A 21581-nucleotide genomic window follows, 5' to 3' on the forward strand; every position below is an offset into this window, starting at 1 on the left:
TCACGGACGAATGCATCCTATTCTGAAACTGGTTTCCCAGCGCCTGGCGCTGGGACTCCTATTGCTGCTCGGCGCTTCGGCCCTGATTTTTGGCCTGACCGAAGCCCTTCCCGGAGACGCCGCGCAAGCCGTCCTGGGGCAGTCCGCAACCCCTGAAGCTCTGGCTAACCTACGCGAAGAAATGGGTCTGAACCGCCCTGCCCTGACCCGCTATTTCGAATGGCTGGGTGGCATTGTGCAAGGTGATCTGGGCCAGTCCCTGACAAACAAGCTGGACATCGCCGAATCTGTTGGCGGCCGTCTGAACAACACTCTGTTCTTGGCGTTCTGGGCCGCGCTGGTTTCGGTTCCACTGGCCATTTTTCTGGGCCTGCTGGCAGTGCGCTACCGCAACCGGTGGCCGGACAAGCTGATTTCGGCTGTCACGCTGACCACAATCTCGATCCCGGAATTCCTGATCGGCTATGTGCTGGTCTATTTCGTTGCCGTAAAACTGGGTATGTTCTCGCCGCTGGCAATGATCAATGACAGCATGTCACTTGGGCAAAAGCTGAACTCGATCGCACTGCCCGTCATGGTGCTGACCATGGTTGTCTTGGCGCACATGATGCGTATGACGCGCGCCGCTATTCTGAACGTGATGCAGTCGGCCTATGTCGAAACGGCTGAACTGAAGGGTCTGACCAACTTTAAAATCATCTACCGCCACGCGCTGCCCAATGCAGTCGCACCTATCGTCAATGTGGTGATGTTGAACCTGGCTTATCTGGTCGTCGGCGTTGTCGTGGTTGAGGTGGTGTTCGTCTATCCCGGCATGGGGCAGTACCTTGTAGACCACGTGACTAAGCGAGATGTTCCCGTGGTTCTGGCCTGCGGCGTGATCTTTGCCGCGATCTATATCGGACTAAACATGGTTGCAGATATCGTTGCCATTCTGGCCAACCCAAGGCTGAGGCATCCGAAATGAAGAACATCCCAATCTCTGCAATGATCGGGCTGGCCTTTACAGCCCTCTACTTTCTGATTGCTCTGCTGGCTCCTGTGCTGGCCCCATACGGTATGGCCGAGGTCGTGGGCGATGTCTGGGAACCGTCAAGTTCGCAGTTCTGGCTTGGGACCGACAATATCGGGCGCGACCTTCTCAGCCGCATGATCTATGGCGGACGCACAACGATCTTTATCGCGACGGCTGCGACGATCCTCAGCTTTGTGACCGGTTCGATCCTTGGATTTTTGGCCGCTGTTCTGGGGGGATGGGCCGATCAGGTCATGTCCCGAACAGTTGACCTGATCATGTCGATCCCGACGCTCATCAGCGCGCTGGTGGTGCTGGCGATGGTGCCAGTGACCATTCCGGTTCTGATCATCGTCATGGGTCTGTTGGATTCCACCCGCGTCTATCGCCTGGCTCGCGCAGTCGCGGTAGATATCGCCGTAATGGACTATGTCGAGGCCGCCAAGCTGCGCGGTGAGGGGCAATCGTGGATCATCTTCCGCGAAATCCTACCTAACGCTCTGTCGCCGCTGGTGGCGGAACTGGGCTTGCGTTTCATCTTTGCGGTTCTCTTCGTCTCGACACTGTCGTTCCTGGGGCTGGGCGTTCAGCCGCCACTGGCCGATTGGGGCGGGATCGTGAAAGAAAACAAGGACGGCATCGTCTACGGCATCGGCGCGGCGCTTTATCCCGCTGTGGCTATCGCGACGCTGGCAATCTCGGTCAACCTCGTGGCTGACTGGGTCCTGAACCGAACCACATCGCTGAAAGGAGGCCGGGGATGAGTGATACCCTTCTCAAGGTCCGCGACCTCAAGATCGGCGCGACCGTCTATCCGCCGGGCGAAAAGCCCCATGACATCGAAATCGTGCACGGGGTCAGCTTTGACCTTGAACGCGGCAAGGTGCTGGGGCTGATCGGTGAATCCGGGGCTGGCAAGTCCACCATCGGCCTGGCCTCGATGGCCTATGGTCGGGGCGGAGTTCAGATCACCGGAGGCGAGGTCTGGGTCAACGGGCGTGATATCCTGACGACGTCCTATGGCGATATTCGCAAGCTGCGCGGGGGTGAGGTGACGTATGTGTCTCAGTCCGCTGCGGCGTCCTTTAACCCCGCCAAAAAGATCATGGATCAGGTGGTCGAGGCTGCGGTTGAACAGAAAAAATTCAGCCGCAAAGAGGCCGAGGCCCGCGCGCGCGAGCTGTTCGCCAAGCTGGGTCTGCCCGACCCCGACAATATCGGCGAGCGCTATCCGCACCAGGTCTCGGGCGGTCAACTACAGCGCTGCATGACAGCGCTGGCGCTATGCCCCGAGCCTGATCTGGTGGTGTTCGACGAACCCACTACGGCACTGGACGTGACCACGCAGATCGACGTTCTGATGGCCATCAAAGAGGCTATTGCAGATACCGGCGTTGCCGCGCTGTATATCACGCACGATCTGGCGGTCGTTGCGCAGGTCAGTGATGACATCATGGTTCTGCGCATGGGCAATACGGTCGAATACGGCACCACCGACCAGATCATCAACAACCCACAGGAAGAGTACACCAAGGCCCTGGTCTCGGTGCGTTCGATCGAACACGAGGAAAAGCAGCCCACACCTGAACCGGTGCTCAGCGTCGACGGCATCACCGCGCGTTACAAGGGGCTGAATTTCGATGTGCTGCACAACGTCAATGTCGAGCTTCATCCAGGGCAGACGCTGGCGGTTGTGGGTGAATCGGGTTCGGGCAAGTCCACGCTGGCGCGGGTGATCACCGGCCTGCTGCCGCCGCGCGATGGTGAGATCACGTTTGCCGGGCGCAAGCTATCGCCCGACCTCAAGGGCCGCACCCGCGAGGACCTGCGTGAATTGCAGATGATCTACCAGATGGCCGATGTTGCGATGAACCCTCGTCAAACCGTGGGCACCATCATCGGACGCCCGCTGGAGTTCTACTTCAACATGCGCGGCGCTGAAAAACGCAAGCGGATTGTGGAACTGCTGGACGAGATCGAGCTGGGCGAAAAGTTCATTGACCGCTACCCGGCAGAGCTGTCCGGCGGACAGAAACAGCGTGTCTGTATTGCGCGCTCTTTGGCCGCCAAGCCCAAGATGATCATCTGCGATGAGGTCACCTCGGCGCTGGACCCGCTGGTGGCAGACGGCATCCTGAAGCTGCTTCTGGACCTGCAGAAGATTGAGGATGTGGCCTATTTGTTCATCACTCACGATCTGGCGACGGTCCGCGCGATCAGCGACAGTATTGCGGTGATGTATCAGGGCCGTGTGGTCCGCTACGGCCCGAAATCGCAGGTTCTGAGCCCGCCGTTCGACGACTATACCGACCTTCTGCTAAGCTCGGTGCCCGAGATGCATTTGGGTTGGCTGGAAGAGGTTGTCGCGCACCGCAAGATGGAGAGCGCCGGGAACTGATCCCACGCAAAACAATCATAAAATCCCGACGCTTGTCACAAACAGGTGTCGGGATTTTGCTATTTGGGGCGGGAACAAGCTGCCCCTGCCCTGCGAATATCGTAGGGTCGCCGAAAGACCCCACGAAAAGGCCGAACCATGGACCGCAAACTTCTTCTCATCATCCTTGACGGTGTCCCTTGGCGTAATTTCCGCCGCCTGTTCGGCAACCTCGAGGGTTGGGTCGACAGCGGCGAGGCGCGCGTGTGGAAACACCGCGCGGTTTTGCCATCAATCTCAGCCAGTTGCTACGCCTCGATCCACACAGGTGTCTCACCGCAGGAACATGGCTGCACCGGCAATGGCAATGTCTTCCGCCTCAGCCACAAGGACGTGTTCAGCCAAGTCCGCGAGGCCGGGGGCATCACAGGGGCAGTCACCCACAGCTTTTGGTCACAGTTCTTCAACCGCCATCCCTTCGACTACGTGCGCGACGTGGAATATGACGAACCCAACAGCAAGACGATCAACCACGGCCGGTTCCACACCATGACGGGCTACGGCAAAGCCAATCAGATGACGCCCTGCGATGTGGATCTGTTTGCGCAGCTCACTAACATGTGCCTTCGGTTCGGGCTGGATTACGGTATCCTGCACACTTGCACTCTGGACAGCATGGGGCACCGTTTTTTCCACGAAAGCGAAGAGATGGACCACGCTTGTTTTGTCATGGACGAAATGCTGGCCCCATTTATTCCCCGCTGGCGCCAGTTGGGGTACGAGGTTATCGTCACCGCCGACCACGGTCAGGACGACCGCGGCCACCACGGAGGGCGCAGTCCACTGCAACAGGAAACGGCGCTGTATTACTTCGGCGACGCGGAAGGCCCCGAGGCGGATACGGTCATAGACCAGCTTCAGTTGGCACCTACGATCCTGACGAGGATGGGCGCACCGGTGGCCGAGACCATGAAGGCGCAACCCTTTCTGAAGTGATCAGTCATAGGGCCAGATTTGCTGGCCCAGCGCTTCAATCGCGATCGAAATCCGCTCAAAACTATCTGCAGCACGTTTGACCGAGCTTCGTGCCCGCAGATAGCCATGCACCAGTCCCGCTTCGTTGATGCAATGTGCCTTCCCTCCGGCCTTTTTGATCCGTGCGCAATAGTCTGGCCCGTCATCCCGCAGCGGATCGCAATCCGCCGTCACAATCACTGTGGGCGGCAGCCCGGCGAAATCCGTATCCTGCAAAGGCGCGTAGGTCGGGTCACTTTGCGGAGGCGTGCCACCGCAACGCACCTTTTCGTAAAAGACTATGTCTTCCAACGTCAAAAGCGGCGCATGGGCATGTTCGATATAAGACCCTTTAGAGCGGTCCCCGCCCAATCCCGGATAGATCAGAACTTGCCCCAGAATCCCATCCAGCCGACCCCGCGCGTGATGAGATACAGCGGCGACCAGATTGCCTCCGGCGCTGTCTCCGGCCAGAACAAGCGGGTCACCGAATTCACTCGCGGCCCATTGCACTGCGGTCCACGCATCCTGAAACTGCGCCGGATGCACATGTTCGGGGCAGAGCCGATAATCTACGGCAACAATTCGGTACCCGGTCTGCGCGCAAATTTCAGCGCAGACGTCATCGTGGCTGTCCAGTCCTCCGACAACAAACCCACCGCCGTGCAGATAGACGACCGTCCGTGTCGGATCACCGGCAGTGTAAATGCGAACAGGCACACCCTCGGCGTGCCTGTCTTCTGTTTCAACGCCCACCGGGCGCGGTTGGCGAAAGTCGCGGCACATGGCGTCATACACGTTGCGCTGATCCGCGATGGAAAGATCAACCGCATCATCTGGATAGCTTTCAGCGGTACGTCTTATGAACGCCCAGGTTTCTTCGTCGATCAGGCGTTCATAATCCATGTGTCCTCCGCAATCAGGCAGCCCATTCCCATGGCCGGGTAAATGAGCCCAGCACTTTACTGACATCGTCGTCCGAGGAACCGTTCGCGTCAAGCTGTGCGACCAAACCGCGTTTTTTATCATCAAGCACCGAGACAACACGGGCCTCGACACCGGCTTTTTCCAGCGCACCGTTGTAGATACGGGTGATCGCCTGTTTGCGCAGTTCGGGTTTGAACACTTTTCCGACGGCGGTCTTGGGAAGCTCGTCCAAAATGGTCATGTGCTTGGGTTGTGCGGCGCGTTCGTGAACGTGGACGTCGCAGTATTCCATCAGTTCCTGTTCGGTGACCTTCGCTCCATCGACCAGTTCGACAAAGGCGCAAGGCACCTCTCCCGCATAGGCATCGGGCTGGCCAATGGCACCAGCGAATGCGACTGCCTCATGGCCCAGCAGGGCCTCTTCGATCTCAGCCGGGTCGATATTGTGACCTCCGCGAATGATCAGGTCTTTGGCGCGGCCCGTAATCCACAGGTATCCGTCCTCGTCAAAGCGGCCCAGATCGCCTGTGCGCAGGTATTCGTCGAAATGATAAAGATCTACGTTCTTGTCTGCTTCGGTATAGGTATTGCCAGCGTAGACACCCGGGTTCGAAATACAGATCTCGCCGATCTCGTTGGCAGCAGACTCGACCGGGCCGTCCGGGCTGTCGTTGAGGATTTTTACGTCCGTATAGGGGAACGGAATCCCGATCGAACCGATCTTTTTCTCACCATCCGTCGGGTTACATGACACCAGACAGGTTGCCTCGGTCAGGCCATAACCTTCGATGATCGTGACGCCCGTGGCCTCTTCAAAGCGGCGGAACAGCTCGACCGGCAGCGGGGCCGAGCCCGAGAACGCAGTTTTCACGCTTGAGATATCGGCATCTACCGGGCGCTGCATCTTGGCAGCAATCGCCGTTGGGACAGTGATGATAAATGTCACCTTCCAACGCTCGATCAGCTTCCAGAAATTATCGAACACGCCATCGCCGCGATAGCCTTGCGGCGTCGGGAATACCACATGCGCACCCGACGACACAGCCGCCATCATGATCACATGTACGGCAAAGACGTGGAACATCGGAAGCGGGCACATAACAACGTCTTCGTCCGAGAACAGCAGCGTGTCGCCAAGCCAGCCGTTATAGATCATGCCCGAGTACTTGTGCTGTGCCACTTTGGGCATACCCGTTGTACCACCGGTGTGGAAATAGCAGGCGACGCGGTCTTCCTTACTGTCTTCGAAAGTCAGAGTGGTCGGCTGTTTGGCAAGCTCTTTACTGAAGCTTTTGTAGTCCGCATGCGCCAGATGTTCCTTGTCGCCCATCTTGGGACGCAAAAGAGGCACGATCCATGACTTGGGCGGGGTCAAATAGCGGTTCAGATCAATTTCGAGGATTGTGTTGACCTTGGGCGCATGCCGCACGGCCTCTTCGACCTTTTGGGCCACATCCGTCTTGGGGAAGGATTTCAGCGTGACAACAACCTTGGCACCGGTTTCACGCAGGATGGCTGCAATCTGTTCGGGTTCAAGCAAAGGGTTGATCGGGTTGACGATACCTGCAACCGCGCCACCCATCATGGTGATCAGCGTCTCATTACAGTTGGGTAGGATATAGGCGACTACGTCCTTTTCCCCGACACCCAACGACCGGAAGAGATTGGCGGCCTGATTGACCTTGCCCAGCAGGTCCGACCATGTCAGCGTCTCGGCCTTGTCTGTGGGACCAGAAAACAACTGAAAGCTGATCGCATTGTTGTTCGGAAACTTGGTCGCGGTTCGCGACAATAACTGGTGGAATGTGACCGGAACGTCCCGATCCTCCCACGGCATTTCCTGTTCAAGTTTCTTCTTATCGTCGATGCCAACAAACGACATGCGTCTCCTCCCGTTTTATTTCGCACTCTGCGCGCGGCTTTTTCCATCACAGGATGGAAGTAAAACCACGCGGGTTCAAGCAACGGGTTAGAGAGGGAGGGGGTAAAAAACTAAATTACGCTACGGCGAAAATCCGTTTCCCCGACGTCATACTACTCGGCAGCTACACCATCGGTGAACTGCAACCGCGCCAGACGTGCATACAGACCATCCTGCGCCACAAGATCATCATGAGTACCTTGCGCCACAATCTGACCTGCATCCATCACTACGATCCGGTCCGCCTTTTTCACGGTAGCCAGCCGGTGTGCGACGATCAACGTGGTGCGTCCCGCACGCATCTGATCCACAGCACCCTGCACCGCCCGCTCGCTTTCCGCATCCAGCGCCGAGGTCGCCTCGTCCAGCAGCAGAACTGGTGCATCGCGCAGGATGGCGCGCGCGATGGCGATGCGCTGTTTCTGGCCACCCGACAGCATGACGCCCCGTTCGCCTACGAAACTGTCATAGCCTTCCGGCAATGCCGAAATGAAATCATGCGCGGCGGCGGCGCGGGCGGCGGCCTCGACTTCGGCATCCGTTGCGTCCAATCGGCCAAAGCGGATGTTCTCACGGGCCGAAGCGGCAAAGATCGTGGGGTCTTGGGGGACCAGCGCCATGTGACGTCGAAATTCAGATCGGTCCAAATCACGCAGGTCGACGCCATCCAGGCTTACCCCACCGGCATCCGGGTCGTAAAAACGTTGAATCATCTGAATGACAGTTGTTTTACCTGCCCCCGAAGGCCCGACAAAGGCGACCGTTTCGCCCGGGCTGACTGTCAGAGACATCTGATCCAGCGCGACCACATCCGGCCGCGCAGGATAGCGGAACGTCACACCGTCGAACCGTATCTCGCCCCGCACGGGCGCGGGAAGGGCCTTGGCTTGCGTGGGGTCGTTCACGGTGTCCTGCGCGTTCAGCAATTCGACCAGACGCTCGGTTGCGCCGGCTGCACGTTGAAGTTCGCTCCAAATCTCTGACAAGGCCGCGACCGAGCCGGCCATGATGATCGAATAGATCACGAATTGGATCAAAACACCTTCGGTCATCACACCGTTGCGAACGTCATTCGCGCCCATCCACAAAACGCCCACGATGCCAGAGAAGACCAGAAAAATCACGATCACAGTCAAAACGGCACGGGTTTGGATACGGCGCAAAGAAACCTCATACGAAGTTTCCGTCATCTCTCCGAACTGGGCGCGGCTTGCTTGTTCGTGGGTAAAGGCCTGGACGGTCTGAACCGCACCCAGCGCTTCGCCTGCGTTTCCGGACGAGGCTGCGATCCAGTCCTGGTTTTCGCGGCTGATCACGCGCAACCGGCGCCCCAACACCAAAATCGGCACCACAACCAGCGGAATCAGCAACAAAACCATCGCGGTCAGCTTGGCCGAAGTCAGCAGCATCAGCACCAAACCGCCAATGAACATCAGCATGTTGCGCAACGCGATTGATACCGAAGAGCCCAGCACAGACTGGATCAACGTCGTGTCAGTGGTGATCCGGCTAAGGACTTCTCCGGTCATGATGCGTTCATAGAATTCGGGGCTCATCCCGATGACGCGGTCGAACACGGCCTTACGAATGTCGGCCACGACGCGCTCACCCAACCGTGTCACCAGTGCATAGCGAATACCTGTTCCGATGGCCAAGACACCGGCGATGCCCAGCGCAGCCAGAAAGTACCAATCCAGCAACTCGCCATCTTCGATGCGGAAGTTGTCCACCACCCGGCGCACGGCCAACGGCAGAGTCAATGTCATGCTGGCCGTTAGAATCAATGCCATTGTCGCGCCGATCATCAACAGCTTATAAGGCTTCATGAACGGCCACAACGAGCCCAGAACGCCGATTTTTCTGGAACGCGCGCGCTCTTCGCTGGCGCCGGGCGCGGATTTTGCCGATGGACTGGCTGAGGCGTTTCTTGCCATGACTGGCCCTTACGTGGTGTTCGCGTTTATTTCAGCGCTTCTTGGCGATGACAGCGCGTGGGGTCAAGCTGCCATGGCAAAATCGAACACCAAACGGGCCTTTTGACGCAGAATTTTGGGGCTGACTTGGAGCGGGCGGCGGGAATCGAACCCGCTTCATCAGCTTGGAAGGCTGAGGTAATAGCCAGTATACGACGCCCGCTCAGCGGAGGTCGGTTTAAGCGATGCGTCAGATGGCGTCAAGCGTCCTTCGGTCGCTGTTTTCAAATTCAGCGCCGAAAAATTGCGCAACCGACAAGTCCTGCCCAAGCAGTTCATTCAGTAGGAAATAACCACGTGCATTTTTCAAGGTTTGCACTGATGCGGATCATTTGATCGCGCTTCATCGACGGCCCATGCGTTTGCCCGATCAACTGGGCGGGATAGGTCGTGGCAGCTGTCAGAGCATCTGGCAAGGGAACACCCACCTGCGTCACCAGCACGCGGATGGCTGTCGTCAAATCCAGGTCGGCCCCAGCCAAAGTGCCATCCTCCAGAGTCAGTCGCCCATCGGTTCGCGCGATCCGACGACCTTCCAATCTGAACTCGGACAAATCAGTGCCTGCAACGGCCATTGCATCGCTAACCAGATAGATCTGGCCCGGGCCGGATTTAGCAGCCCAAGCGGCTCGCATCGTTTCAGGATGAACGTGAATTCCGTCTGCGATGAGCCCCGCAGAAAGACCGCCGTTAGCAAGAGCAGAGCCAACCAAACCGGGCTCGCGGTTGCCCAATTGGCTCATGGCATTGAACAAGTGGGTGACACAGCGTGCCCCGGCTGCTGCGTAACGTTGACAGGTCGCGAAATCTGCATCCGTGTGCCCGAGCGAGACAAGAATGCCCGCATCACTTAGCGCCCCAACCTGCTGTTCCGAGACCGTTTCAGGTGCCACAGTCACCTTGAGGCAAGGCAAATGCTGCGCCGCCTCAAGCAACATGGAAAGGTCGGCATCAGACATGGGGCAAATCAGATCACCGTCATGCGCCCCCTTGCGGGCAACCGACAGATGGGGGCCTTCCAAATGCAATCCCGCGACACCCGGAACGCCCTCTTTCACTGCCTGAATGGCCGCTGCGATCGCCGCCCGAGTCTTTTCGCTGGTATCCGTTATCAAAGTCGGCAGCAAAGCCGCGACTCCCAACCGGCGATGGGCCTGCGCGATCCGGCGGATCGTTTCGACCGAAGGGTCATCGTTCAGCATGACACCGTCGCCGCCATTCACCTGCAAGTCCACGTAACCCGGACTGACGATATCTCCGTTCAGATCAATGTGATCCCCAACAGCCGCCACCTCTGCGTCAGCTACGATTTCCACAGTCTGACCGCCGCTGAATACAAGCGCATGATCACTCAGCAACCGCTTGCCGTCAAAGATTGCACCGTTTCGAAAGATCACTCTGTCTGTTGTCATACCGTCTCGGTCACTTTTTTGAGGTGACGCGGCGCGTCCGGGTCAATGCCGCGCATACTGGCGACGGATTCGACCATAGAATAAAACGCGGTGATCGTCGTGATCGGATCGGTGATCCAATGATCCGTACGCTCTACTGGCAACTGCTGCGCCCGCGTGACGCGATCTGTGGTGGCGAAGACTATGGCCCCCTTATCGGCCAGCGCGTCAGCGGCCTGCGCCGTGGTGTCCTCCGCCGCATCCCCAGCCGCAAAGACAATGGTTGGGAACCCGTCCTCGACGATTGAGACCGGTCCATGCAGCACCTCGGCAGCTGAATAGCTTTCTGCATGGATCTGACAGGTTTCCTTGATCTTCAACGCCGCTTCGCCCGATATGGCAAAAGATGGCCCCCTGCCCAAAGTAAACAGCGAACGCCCCGTAATCGTGGCCGCCGCTGAAGACCAGTCGCACTGTGCTGCGCGTTCCAACTGGGCGGGAAGCGCCCGTATCGCCCCCAACAGTTCAGCATCGCCCTTGACTTCGGCCAGCAACCACAACCCTGCCACCAGCGAAGTCACAAATGTCTTGGTGGCGGCCACGCTCAACTCAGGGCCGGCGTGCAGCGGCAGCATCGCATCCGCAACGTCTGCCAATCGCGATTCCGAGTTGTTGGTGATCGCCAGCGCAACAGCCCCTGATGACCGCAGCGAGCGTGTCAGTCCGACAATATCGGGACTTTGGCCAGATTGAGACACCGACAGGCATACAGCGCCCCGCGCCATCAAGTCGGCCCCATAGATCGAACTAACCGACGGCCCAACCGAGGCCACAGGCAGCCCAAGCAATAGCTCGCTGGCATATTTCAGGTAACTACACGCGTGGTCGGATGACCCGCGCGCCACCGTGATCAGGAACCGCGGGTCGGTTTCCCGGACCAGCGCGGCCGCGTTTTGAATACTGGCCGCGCCACTGCCTAGCAGCCGGTCAACCGCGGCAGGGATTTCCAAAATCTCCTGACGCATCTTGGATGTATTGTCGGACATCGGCCTTTGATCCTTCCGGTTATAAACGCAGCTCGGCGACGAAGTCATAAGCGTCACCGCGATAGAGAGAGCGGGTCAATTCCGCGACCCGCCCGTTTTTGAGAAATGAGAGACGCTCGATGTTCAACCCTGCCGCCCCTTCCGGCACATCCAGCAACTCAGCCTCGCGCGCAGCAAGATTAAGTGCAGAGATTTTCTGGACCGCCCGAACGGGACGACGCCCCAACCCGTCCAGAACCTCATAGAGCGAGGTGGTCACCTCAATCGGGTTCGGCAGAATGTCCAACGGCAGTGCTGCCTTCTCAAGCGCCAGAGGGCGGCCGTCTGCCTCGCGCAGACGATAGATGCGGGCAATCTGCGCGCCTTCCGGCAAGTTCAGCGCAGCTATCTCTTGAGACGTCGCCGCAAATACGCCCCGCTCCAACCACTTTGACGTGGTCTGCATTCCACGGCTCGACATGTCTTCGGTGAAAGACGTCAAATGTGTCAGCGATTGTTCGACCCGGGGCACGCGCTCGCGGATGAACGAGCCTGAACCCTGACGTTGTTCAATCACACCTTCCTGCACCAGCTCTTGAATAGCCTTTCGCACCGTGACGCGGGACAGATCAGTGATGTCCACCAATTCCCGCTCGGACGGAAGAGATGAATTCGGTGCAAGCACGCCCGTATCTATCCCTTCCTGAAGGCGGCGGCGCAGCTGAACATATCGCGGGCCGTTCTCAGGGCTCAGCCACGCTTCTGCGCGCAAGAAATCAGCAATGCTCATGAGCGCCCTCCTTTGCCAAGGCCAAGGCCCCGATCAGCGGTTCGCCCTGTGCTGGTCTTAGCGCAGCTTGCATGTCTGCGGGCAGATAACCGGCATAATGCGGGCCAATTCCGCCTGTTAAACAGAGGGTTAACTCCGCCTTCCACCCGAGGCGTTTCGCCATTCCACCGATGTAATCGGCACCTGCCTGCATGACCTGACGCGCGACGTGATCACCATCGGCGGCAGCGGCTGTGACCTGAGGTGCCAATGCGCCGAACGCCCCCGGCGCGGCCTGCCCTGCAAATTCGACAATTCCAGCAACACCGCCGAACTGCTTAGAAAACTCTTGCGTCAAGCTCGACTTCGCTTGGATCTGATCCACCGCATTCAGCACTTCGGACAGCGCACGTCGACCGACCCATTGCGCGGATGCTTCGTCGCCCAAGATAGGCCCCCACCCTCCGGCAAGGCGGATGTCACCGTTGATCTGAACAGCCAGAAATGACCCGGTCCCGCAATGCGCGATCAGGCCATCTGAGGAACCCAATGCGCCCCTTACCGCTGCAGGTCGATCATCCTCGATCCGCGCGTTGGGCATATCCAACGCCACTCGCAGTCGATCGGCGACGCTGTCACCCGTTACTCCGGCCAACCCGATAAAGGCGGGCCAGCGCACCAATTCTGCTACAGAGGTATCCAGCCCCGCTGCCAATTCAGACAAACCGGCAGCGATCTGACGAACCCCGCCCTCGAAATCCGTTGATACATTGGCGGCTCCGGTCTCGACCGAATGTACGACGCCACGGACCTCAGCAGCGACCCTGCATCGGGTTCCACCACCGTCAACGGCCAGAAACGCGGTGTTTTGAGACTCAGTCATGACAATACCATTATAATACCTTTACTTCACAGGAAAGACCAAAATTCGGGCACAAACCGCAAATTACTGGAGTTTAGCGCAAAAATCCCCAAACATCGCTTGCAATAATAAAGTTATAGACAAGTGGTATTACATAGGTATTGTAAAAGGACTGTAAGGGGGATTCTCTTGACGCTGCCGTCGACTGAACAACTGCACATTGATGCCGCCCAACTTGACCGGAGCGATCTGGCCAACTCGGCCCGCGCCTTGGCCGCTGGTCAAATCGCTGCTGCGAAGGCTGTTGAGCGTGCGGCACCCGCGATCGCGCGGGGAGCTGCGGCAATGGCGGCAACACTCCGCACCGGGGGCGTGCTGCATTACGTCGCCGCCGGGTCATCTGGCTTGATGGCCGCAGCAGATGCGCAGGAACTGGGCGGTACATTCTCGATCCTTCCAAGTCACTTACGCATTCACATGGCAGGCGGCTTACCGACCGGTGTTGAAATGCCCGGCGATACAGAGGACTCGGACGTAGGACTTGCCGAAGCTCTGTCCGACTTAAAGCCTACCGATACCGTCATCGCGGTGTCGGCTAGCGGATCCACGCCCTATACTCTGACAGCGGGTGACATCGCGCGCGCCAAAAAGGCAACCTTGATCGGCATCGCCAATAATGCGGACAGCCCTCTTCTTCAAACCGCTGACATACCAATTCTGCTCGCCACGCCACCCGAGCTGATCTCGGGCTCGACCCGCATGGGGGCTGGGACGGCGCAGAAGATCGCGCTCAATATGCTGTCTTCGCTCATGGCTCTTGATCTGGGGCATGTGCATGGCGGCATGATGGTGAATTTGCGCGCTGACAATCACAAGCTACGTGCGCGCGCGGCCGGGATCGTGGCACGGATTGCCAAGGTCGACACCGATGCAGCCCAGGCTGCGCTGGCGCAGACGAACGGCGACGTAAAACCCGCCATCCTGATCGCTGCCCTTGGCGTGTCAAAGGGCGACGCGGTGGCGCGGCTCGAAGAAGCCGACGGCATCCTGAGCACCGCACTAAACATGAATAACAACTGCTAACCAACTGGGAGAATGAAATGAAACGCACAAGTCTGAAGCTGGCTCTGCTGGGCTCAACCCTTATGGGTACGGCTGCCATGGCCGAAGATGTCACGCTGACCATCGAAAGCTGGCGCAACGATGACCTGACCCTATGGCAGGATCAGATCATTCCTGCATTTGAGGCCGCAAACCCCGGCATCAAGGTACAATTCACGCCCTCGGCCCCCGCTGAATACAACGCTGTTTTGAATTCAAAACTGGACGCGGGCTCGGCTGGCGACCTGATCACCTGCCGTCCTTTTGACGCCTCTTTGGCGCTATACGAAGCCGGGCACCTGACTGATCTGTCGGGCGTCGAGGCGATGGGCAATTTCTCTGATGTCGCCAAATCGGCGTGGCAGACCGATGATGGCGCGGTCAGTTTCTGTGTTCCGATGGCGTCGGTGATTCACGGGTTCATCTACAACAAAGACGCGTTCAACGAGCTGGGCATCGACGTGCCGACCACCGAGGATGAGTTCTTTGCCGCCCTCGACAAGATCAAGGAAGACGGCACCTATATCCCGATGGCGATGGGCACCAACGACCAGTGGGAAGCTGCCACCATGGGCTATAACAACATCGGCCCGAACTATTGGAAAGGTGAGGAAGGCCGTCAGGCGCTGATCAAAGGCGAGCAGAAGCTGACCGATGAGGCATGGACCGCCCCCTACGCCACACTGGCCCGTTGGGGCGAATATCTGGGCGACGGGTATGAGGCGCAGACCTATCCCGACAGCCAGAACATCTTCACGCTGGGCCGTGCGGCTGTTTACCCTGCCGGGTCGTGGGAAATCTCGGGCTTCAACGCGCAGGCTGATTTCGAAATGGGCGCATTCAAGCCGCCGGTCCGCAATGCGGGCGACACCTGCTATATCTCGGATCACACCGATATCGGCATCGGCATGAACGCCGCCACCGAGAATCCCGAGGCGGCCGAAACTTTCCTGGCCTGGGTCGCAAGCCCAGAGTTCGCGGAAATCTTCGGCAACGCGCTGCCCGGCTTCTTCCCGCTGTCCAGCACGCCGGTTGAGCTGCAGGATCCGCTGGCCAAGGAAATCGTCGGCTGGCGTGATGAGTGTGAATCGACCATCCGCTCGACCTATCAAATCCTGTCGCGCGGCACACCGAACCTTGAGAATGAGACCTGGGGCGCATCCGTTGCGGCTATCAAGGGTGCCAAATCGCCCGAAGAACTGGGCGCCGAACTGCAGGAAGGTCTTGCCTCCTGGTACGCTCCGCATCAGTAAGCTGATCCTTACCCGGGCGGAAACGCCCGCCCGGGTACACCCGACACCCCTGTGAAAGCTGACCCATGAATCGCCCCCGCTTCCGCTGGCATATCGTCGTGTTTCTGGCCCCAGCCGTGCTGGTTTATACGGCGGTGATGATCTTTCCGCTGTTCAACACACTTCGGCTAGCGCTCTATTCCGAGGTGGATCAGAGCCGCGTGTTCGTGGGCTTGCAGAACTTTCAAACGCTGTTTTTCGATCCCATCTGGTCCGAGCAGTTTTGGAACGCTTTGGGCAACAACTTCTGGTTCTTCCTGATCCATATGCTTGTTCAAAACCCCATCGGGATCGCGCTGGCCGCGCTGCTCAGCCACCCGCGCCTGAGGTTCTCGGCGCTCTATCGGTCGGCGATTTTCATCCCGACAATCCTGAGCTTTGTGATCGTTGGCTTTGCATGGAAACTGATCCTGTCGCCCATCTGGGGCATCGCGCCCTCGATGCTGGATGCGGTGGGCCTGAAATCTCTGTTCGCGCCGTGGCTGGGGAAAGAGGAATACGCGCTGACCACGCTGGCGCTGATCTCGGTCTGGCAGTTCGTGGGCATCCCGATGATGCTGATCTATGCCGCCCTGCTGACCATCCCCGAGGAAATTCTTGAGGCCGGAGAGATTGATGGCATCACCGGGGCCTCGGCCTTCTGGAAGATCAAGCTGCCGCTGATCCTGCCCTCGATCGGCATCATCTCGATCCTGACCTTCGTGGGAAACTTCAACGCGTTCGACCTGATCTACGCCGCCCAAGGCGCGCTGGCGGGGCCGGATTTCTCGACCGACATCCTGGGCACCTTCATGTACCGCACCTTCTTTGGCTTCCAGCTGCAACTGGGTGACCCGCATATGGGATCGGCCATCGCAGGCGCCATGTTCGCGATCATCCTCGTGGGTGTCTGCATCTACCTTTTTGGCATCCAGACCCGGATGCGCCGGTATCAACTGTGAGGGTCCAGCGATGAACAAAGCACGCCATAACCCGCTGAATACCGCCGCGATGCACGGGGCGCTGATCCTTTACACGCTGATCGCCCTGTTCCCGGTTTTTGTGATCCTGATCAACAGCTTCAAATCCCGCCGCGCGATCTTTCGTGAACCGCTGGCGCTGCCGAATGCCGACAGTTTCTCGATGATCGGGTATGAGACGGTAATGAAACAGGGGGATTTCTTCCTCTACTTCCAGAACTCGATGATCGTCACCGTGGCATCGCTGTTCTTTATCCTGCTGTTCGGGGCCATGGCGGCCTATGCGCTGTCGGAATACCAGTTCAAGGGCAACCTGCTGATGGGGTTGTATCTGGCATTGGGGATCATGATCCCGATCCGCATCGGCACCGTGGCGATCCTTGAGATGATGGTGGCGACCGGGCTGGTGAACACGCTGTGGGCGCTGATCCTGGTTTACACCGCGCAGGGGCTGCCACTGGCGGTATTCATCCTGTCTGAATTCATGCGGCAGGTCAGTGATGACCTGAAAAACGCGGGCCGTATCGACGGGCTGTCGGAATACACGATCTTCTTCCGGCTGGTTCTGCCTCTGGTCCGGCCTGCGATGGCGACCGTGGCGGTGTTCAACATGATACCGATCTGGAACGATCTGTGGTTCCCGCTGATCCTCGCCCCGGCCGAGGAAACCAAGACGCTCACGCTGGGCAGTCAGGTCTTTATCGGGCAGTTCGTCACCGACTGGAACGCGGTTCTGTCGGCGCTGTCGATGGCAATCCTGCCGGTGCTGGTTCTGTATGTCATCTTCTCACGCCAGCTGATCCGCGGCATCACATCCGGAGCTGTCAAATGACCAAAGTTCTGATTGCAGGTCTTGGCAATATGGGCCTCAGCCACGCGCTGGCCCATCACAACCACCCCGACGCGCAGATCGTAGGGCTGGTGAACCGGTCTGGCCGCGTGGATCACCCCGAGCTGGGCCAATACCCTGCCTATTCGGATTTCCACACCGCGCTGGCCGAGACCAATCCCGATCTGGTGGTCGTCGCCACCTATTCCGACAGCCACGCTGACTACGCCTGCGCCGCGATGGAGGCTGGCGCACATGTGTTTGTCGAAAAACCGCTGGCGACCAATGTTGCCGATGCGCGGCGCGTGGTCGAAACGGCTACCCGACTGAACCGCAAACTGGTCGTCGGATATATCCTGCGCCACCACCCCTCGTGGATGCGCCTGATCGCTGAGGCGCGGGACCTGGGCGGACCGTATGTGTTCCGCCTGAACCTGAATCAGCAATCCTCAGGCGCTGAATGGGAGACGCATAAGGCACTGATGCAGACGACCTCGCCCATCGTGGATTGTGGTGTGCACTATGTGGATGTGATGTGCCAGATCACCGATGCGCAGCCTGTCCGCGTGCATGGCATGGGCCTGCGCCTGTCGGATGAGATCGCCGACGACATGTATAATTACGGCCAGTTTCAGGTGATCTTCGAGGACGGCTCGCTCGGCTGGTATGAGGCCGGATGGGGCCCGATGATGTCCGAAACCGCGTTTTTCGTGAAAGATATCGTCTCGCCCAATGGCTCGGTCTCGATTACCGACGGCAACAAGGACGCGTCGGCGGATATCGACGGCCATACCAAGGTGGGCGGGCTGCTGATCCACACGCCGGGCGGCGATCGTACCGTCGAGATGCACGATGAGCCCGGCCATCAGGAACTGTGTGACGCCGAGCAGGCGTATATGCTGCGCGCCATTACTGACGATATCGACCTGACGCGCCATATGAATGACGCCGTCCAATCCCTTGCCATTTGTCTGGCCGCCGATGAAAGCATCCGCACCGGCCAGCCCGTTTCGCTTAAGGAGTCCGCAACATGACTGCTCTGACCTTGACCAATGTGAACAAATCCTTTGGCGAGGTGCATGTCCTCAAAGACATCTCGCTCGAGGTTGAAGAAGGCGAGTTCGTTGTCTTCGTCGGCCCTTCGGGCTGTGGCAAATCCACCCTGCTGCGCGTGATCGCGGGGTTGGAAGATGCGTCCTCGGGTGAGATCAATATCGACGGCCAGCAGGTCAATCTGGTGCCGCCGTCGAAACGCGGGATCGCGATGGTTTTTCAAAGTTATGCGCTCTATCCCCATCTGAACGTGCGCGGGAACATGACACTGGCGCTGAAACAAGAGAAGCAGCCCAAAGCGGTGATCGAAGAGCGCGTCGCCAGCGCTAGCCGGATGCTGAACCTTGAGGAATATCTGGACCGCTATCCATCTGAGCTGTCCGGCGGTCAGCGCCAACGCGTCGCCATCGGGCGGGCCATCGTGCGCGAGCCGAAACTGTTCCTGTTTGACGAACCGCTTTCGAACCTCGACGCGGCGCTGCGGATGAACACGCGGATTGAGATCGCAAACCTGCACCGGGCACTGGATGCCTCGATGATCTATGTCACCCACGACCAGACCGAGGCGATGACACTGGCCGACAAGATCGTAGTTCTGCGCGATGGCCGGGTGGAACAGATTGGCTCACCGATGGAGCTGTATAACAACCCCGCCAACCAGTTTGTTGCGGGATTCCTTGGATCTCCTTCGATGAACTTCCTGCCCGAAAGCCTGCTGGATCAGGGGTCAGACACCCTTGGTATTCGGCCAGAGGATCTGTTCCTGTCTGACGACGGCCCCCTGTCAGCACAGGTCAGCCATGTCGAAAAGCTGGGCGGTGATACCAACGTCATTGCGACTGTTCAGAACCATTCGGTGACGGCGCGCTTGTTCGGGCAACACGCAATATCCGAAGGCCAAGACCTGCGCCTTGGGTTCGCGCCCGAAAAAGCGTATCGGTTCAATGCCGATGGGCAGCGGCTGCGTTAACCCCATCACGGCGATGTGATCAATCAATTTTGATGATTGTAAAACCCTGTCTGCGTCGCGCAGGCAGGGCTTCGGCGCGATTTAGCGCATCAAAAATGAATCTATTTTCAGGTCGAAATACAGCGGCTTTAATGGCGCTGTTAAGAACCTGTCACAAAGACCTCTTAAATCCCGTTCATCAACTTTCATTTTAGCCAGGAGCCATCCATGAAAGACGTCGACAACACCACACTATCCGCAGACGACTGGGACGAGCTGCACTTCCCCCGCCCCGAGGAAAACGACTTTGACCGCGTGGTCGAAAGCGCCATTTCCCGCCGTGGTTTTCTGGCCGGTGTGGTGGCCTTTGGATCAGGCGCTGCCGCAATGGGCACAGGTCTGCTCAGCTCGACCTCGGCGCAGGCCGCTGACGCGTCGCGCTTTGCCTTTACCCCGATCGCAGCCCAGACCGACGGCACCGTTCACGTCCCCGAAGGGTACGAATGGAAAGTCATGATGCGCTGGGGCGATCCGCTGTTCTCGGATGCCGATGGCTATGACATCACCGATGGCGGTCCGGTCGAAAAATCCGACCGTATCTTTGGTGAGAACACTGACGGGATGGAAACCTTCTCGTTCCAGGGTCATGAACTGATCGCGATCAACCACGAATACCCCAACCGCAAGATCAACCTGCCGGCCGCTGCGGAAGGTGTTCCGGCAAACGCAGACGATGTTCTGAAGCTGCAGAACATCCAAGGCGTGACAGTCATGGAAATCACCGAAGGCCCTGACGGCTGGTCGGTTGTCAAGGACAGCCCCTTCAACCGCCGTATTCATCACAACACTCCGATGAAAATCGTTGGCCCCGCAGCCGGTCATGACCTGCTGAAAACTGAGGCTGACCCGACCGGCACCACCTCGCTGGGCACCATGAACAACTGTGGTGCGGGCAAGACGCCCTGGGGCACCTATCTGACCTGCGAAGAGAACTTCAACGGCTACTTCGGCTCATCGGATGAAAATGCCGCCTATGACCAGAAGGTCGCGGACGGTATGGCGCGCTACGGTATCAAGGCCGAAAGCTGGAACGGTTACGAGTTCTTTGATCCCCGTTTCGACACATCGAAAAACCCCAACGAGCCGCACCGTGCGGGCTGGATCGTTGAAATCGACCCGACCAAACCTGACAGCACGCCTGTCAAGCACACCGGTCTGGGTCGCTTCAAGCACGAAAACGCCGAAGTCACACTGGCTGCCGACGGTCGCGTGGTTGTCTACATGGGCGACGATGAACGTGGCGAATACCTGTACAAATTCGTCTCGAACGGCACCTATCAGCCCGGTGGTGAAACCGAGAGCCTGCTAAACGACGGTACGCTTTATGTCGCCAAGTTCAACGACGACATGAAGGGTGAATGGCTGGCTCTGACCCCGGAAACAACCGGAATGGACGATGCCGAGATTCGCATCTTTTCCCGCATGGCGGCCTCCAAAGCGGGCGGCACCACCATGGATCGCCCCGAATGGGTCGCCTCCAGCCCGGTTGCGGTCGAAGCCTATTGCTGCCTGACCAACAACAAGAACCGCGGCGTCAAACCAAACGCCGGTGGTGATGATACCTCGGTCAACGCGGCCAACCCGCGTGAAGCCAACAAATACGGTCAGATCGTGCGCTGGCGCCCGGCCAATGACGACCACGCCGCCGACGCTTTCGATTGGGACCTGTACGTCATGGCGGGCAACCCGACTGTACACTCGGATGACCGCGCCGGATCGCCTAATGTGAACGAGGGCAACCTGTTCAACTCGCCCGACGGTATGGTGATCGATTCGACCGGTCTGATCTGGATCCAGACAGACGGGAATGACGACAACGAGGAAGATTTCGCAGGCAACGGCAACAACCAGATGCTGGTTGGTGATCCCGTGACCGGTGAAATTGCACGCTTCATGACCGGCCCGAACGGCTGTGAGGTAACCGGTCTGGCGTGGTCCACAGATCTGCGCACCATGTTTGTTGGCATCCAGCACCCCGGCAGCAACTGGCCTGATGGTGGTACGCCACGCTCGTCTGTCATCGCAATCAAGCGCGCTGATAACGGTCTTGTCGGTTAACTAACG

The 21581-nt window shown here is 58.5% G+C and carries 19 protein-coding genes and 1 tRNA gene; 12 read left to right on the top strand and 8 right to left on the bottom strand.

The window, feature by feature from the left end:
- The first annotated feature begins 10 nt into the window (after window positions 1-10).
- The 4 genes from GOW48_RS09595 to GOW48_RS09610 all read left to right on the top strand — a co-directional run bounded on the left by GOW48_RS09595 (window position 11) and on the right by GOW48_RS09610 (window position 4388).
- Window positions 11-967, top strand: a complete 957-nt coding sequence (locus GOW48_RS09595; protein ID WP_170352428.1) for an ABC transporter permease — start codon at window positions 11-13, stop codon at window positions 965-967.
- Window positions 964-1779 carry an ABC transporter permease gene (locus GOW48_RS09600; RefSeq protein ID WP_170352427.1) on the top strand — a complete coding sequence of 272 codons (816 nt, stop codon included), beginning with the start codon at window positions 964-966 and terminating at the stop codon, window positions 1777-1779. Before GOW48_RS09595 ends, GOW48_RS09600 begins: the two co-directional genes overlap by 4 nt.
- Complete coding sequence (locus GOW48_RS09605) at window positions 1776-3413, top strand: ABC transporter ATP-binding protein (RefSeq protein ID WP_170753258.1); 1638 nt, start codon at window positions 1776-1778, stop codon at window positions 3411-3413. The genes GOW48_RS09600 and GOW48_RS09605 overlap by 4 nt, the downstream gene beginning before the upstream one ends.
- A gap of 138 nt (window positions 3414-3551) precedes the next feature.
- Entirely contained in the window at window positions 3552-4388 is an 837-nt protein-coding gene (locus GOW48_RS09610) for an alkaline phosphatase family protein (protein WP_170753260.1), read from the top strand.
- Here GOW48_RS09610 and GOW48_RS09615 read toward each other — a convergent pair whose 3' ends face one another.
- The 3 genes from GOW48_RS09615 to GOW48_RS09625 form a co-directional block, all read right to left on the bottom strand.
- A complete protein-coding gene (locus GOW48_RS09615; RefSeq protein ID WP_170753261.1) occupies window positions 4389-5312 on the bottom strand; it encodes an alpha/beta hydrolase in 924 nt (307 codons plus the stop codon).
- A 13-nt stretch (window positions 5313-5325) separates the two neighbouring features.
- On the bottom strand, window positions 5326-7215 hold the full coding sequence (locus GOW48_RS09620; RefSeq protein WP_170753263.1) for an acyl-CoA synthetase: 1890 nt from the start codon (window positions 7213-7215) through the stop codon (window positions 5326-5328).
- 152 nt (window positions 7216-7367) lie between these two features.
- Window positions 7368-9080: an ABC transporter transmembrane domain-containing protein gene (locus GOW48_RS09625; RefSeq protein WP_234899416.1), complete on the bottom strand. Its 1713-nt coding sequence runs from the start codon at window positions 9078-9080 to the stop codon at window positions 7368-7370.
- On the opposite strand from GOW48_RS09625, the gene GOW48_RS22410 reads away from it, so the two are divergent.
- Window positions 9079-9294, top strand: a complete 216-nt coding sequence (locus tag GOW48_RS22410; RefSeq protein WP_234899417.1) for a hypothetical protein — start codon at window positions 9079-9081, stop codon at window positions 9292-9294. The two genes, GOW48_RS09625 and GOW48_RS22410, sit on opposite strands and share 2 nt — an antisense overlap.
- A 21-nt stretch (window positions 9295-9315) precedes the next feature.
- Here GOW48_RS22410 and GOW48_RS09630 read toward each other — a convergent pair.
- The 5 genes from GOW48_RS09630 to GOW48_RS09650 all read right to left on the bottom strand — a co-directional run bounded on the left by GOW48_RS09630 (window position 9316) and on the right by GOW48_RS09650 (window position 13295).
- A tRNA-Gly gene (locus GOW48_RS09630) sits at window positions 9316-9390 on the bottom strand.
- Window positions 9391-9502: 112 nt separating this feature from the next.
- Window positions 9503-10639: an N-acetylglucosamine-6-phosphate deacetylase gene (gene nagA, locus GOW48_RS09635; RefSeq protein ID WP_170753267.1), complete on the bottom strand. Its 1137-nt coding sequence runs from the start codon at window positions 10637-10639 to the stop codon at window positions 9503-9505.
- Complete coding sequence (locus tag GOW48_RS09640) at window positions 10636-11664, bottom strand: SIS domain-containing protein (RefSeq protein ID WP_170753268.1); 1029 nt, start codon at window positions 11662-11664, stop codon at window positions 10636-10638. The genes nagA and GOW48_RS09640 overlap by 4 nt, the downstream gene beginning before the upstream one ends.
- A 19-nt stretch (window positions 11665-11683) precedes the next feature.
- On the bottom strand, window positions 11684-12433 hold the full coding sequence (locus tag GOW48_RS09645; RefSeq protein WP_170352419.1) for a GntR family transcriptional regulator: 750 nt from the start codon (window positions 12431-12433) through the stop codon (window positions 11684-11686).
- Window positions 12420-13295 (bottom strand): glucosamine kinase nucleotide-binding domain-containing protein, encoded by an 876-nt coding sequence (locus GOW48_RS09650; RefSeq protein WP_170753270.1) that lies wholly within the window; start codon window positions 13293-13295, stop codon window positions 12420-12422. The genes GOW48_RS09645 and GOW48_RS09650 overlap by 14 nt, the downstream gene beginning before the upstream one ends.
- A gap of 168 nt (window positions 13296-13463) precedes the next feature.
- Here GOW48_RS09650 and GOW48_RS09655 point away from each other — a divergent pair, with 168 nt between their 5' ends.
- From GOW48_RS09655 to GOW48_RS09685, 7 genes are all read left to right on the top strand, one after another.
- Window positions 13464-14357 (top strand): N-acetylmuramic acid 6-phosphate etherase, encoded by an 894-nt coding sequence (locus GOW48_RS09655; protein ID WP_170753272.1) that lies wholly within the window; start codon window positions 13464-13466, stop codon window positions 14355-14357.
- Between the two features lie 17 nt (window positions 14358-14374).
- Complete coding sequence (locus tag GOW48_RS09660) at window positions 14375-15628, top strand: ABC transporter substrate-binding protein (protein WP_170352416.1); 1254 nt, start codon at window positions 14375-14377, stop codon at window positions 15626-15628.
- A gap of 65 nt (window positions 15629-15693) precedes the next feature.
- Window positions 15694-16608: a carbohydrate ABC transporter permease gene (locus tag GOW48_RS09665; RefSeq protein ID WP_170352415.1), complete on the top strand. Its 915-nt coding sequence runs from the start codon at window positions 15694-15696 to the stop codon at window positions 16606-16608.
- 10 nt (window positions 16609-16618) lie between these two features.
- The gene (locus GOW48_RS09670; RefSeq protein ID WP_170753275.1) at window positions 16619-17458 is read left to right on the top strand and encodes a carbohydrate ABC transporter permease; all 840 of its coding nucleotides are present in this window, start codon (window positions 16619-16621) and stop codon (window positions 17456-17458) included.
- A complete protein-coding gene (locus GOW48_RS09675; protein WP_170753277.1) occupies window positions 17455-18489 on the top strand; it encodes a Gfo/Idh/MocA family protein in 1035 nt (344 codons plus the stop codon). Before GOW48_RS09670 ends, GOW48_RS09675 begins: the two co-directional genes overlap by 4 nt.
- On the top strand, window positions 18486-19478 hold the full coding sequence (locus GOW48_RS09680) for an ABC transporter ATP-binding protein (RefSeq protein ID WP_170753279.1): 993 nt from the start codon (window positions 18486-18488) through the stop codon (window positions 19476-19478). Before GOW48_RS09675 ends, GOW48_RS09680 begins: the two co-directional genes overlap by 4 nt.
- 207 nt (window positions 19479-19685) lie before the next feature.
- Window positions 19686-21575, top strand: coding sequence for a PhoX family protein (locus GOW48_RS09685; protein WP_170753281.1), 1890 nt, complete (start codon window positions 19686-19688; stop codon window positions 21573-21575).
- The last annotated feature ends 6 nt before the right edge of the window (window positions 21576-21581 follow it).

Source organism: Ruegeria lacuscaerulensis (assembly GCF_013033355.1).
Lineage (GTDB): Bacteria > Pseudomonadota > Alphaproteobacteria > Rhodobacterales > Rhodobacteraceae > Ruegeria > Ruegeria lacuscaerulensis_A.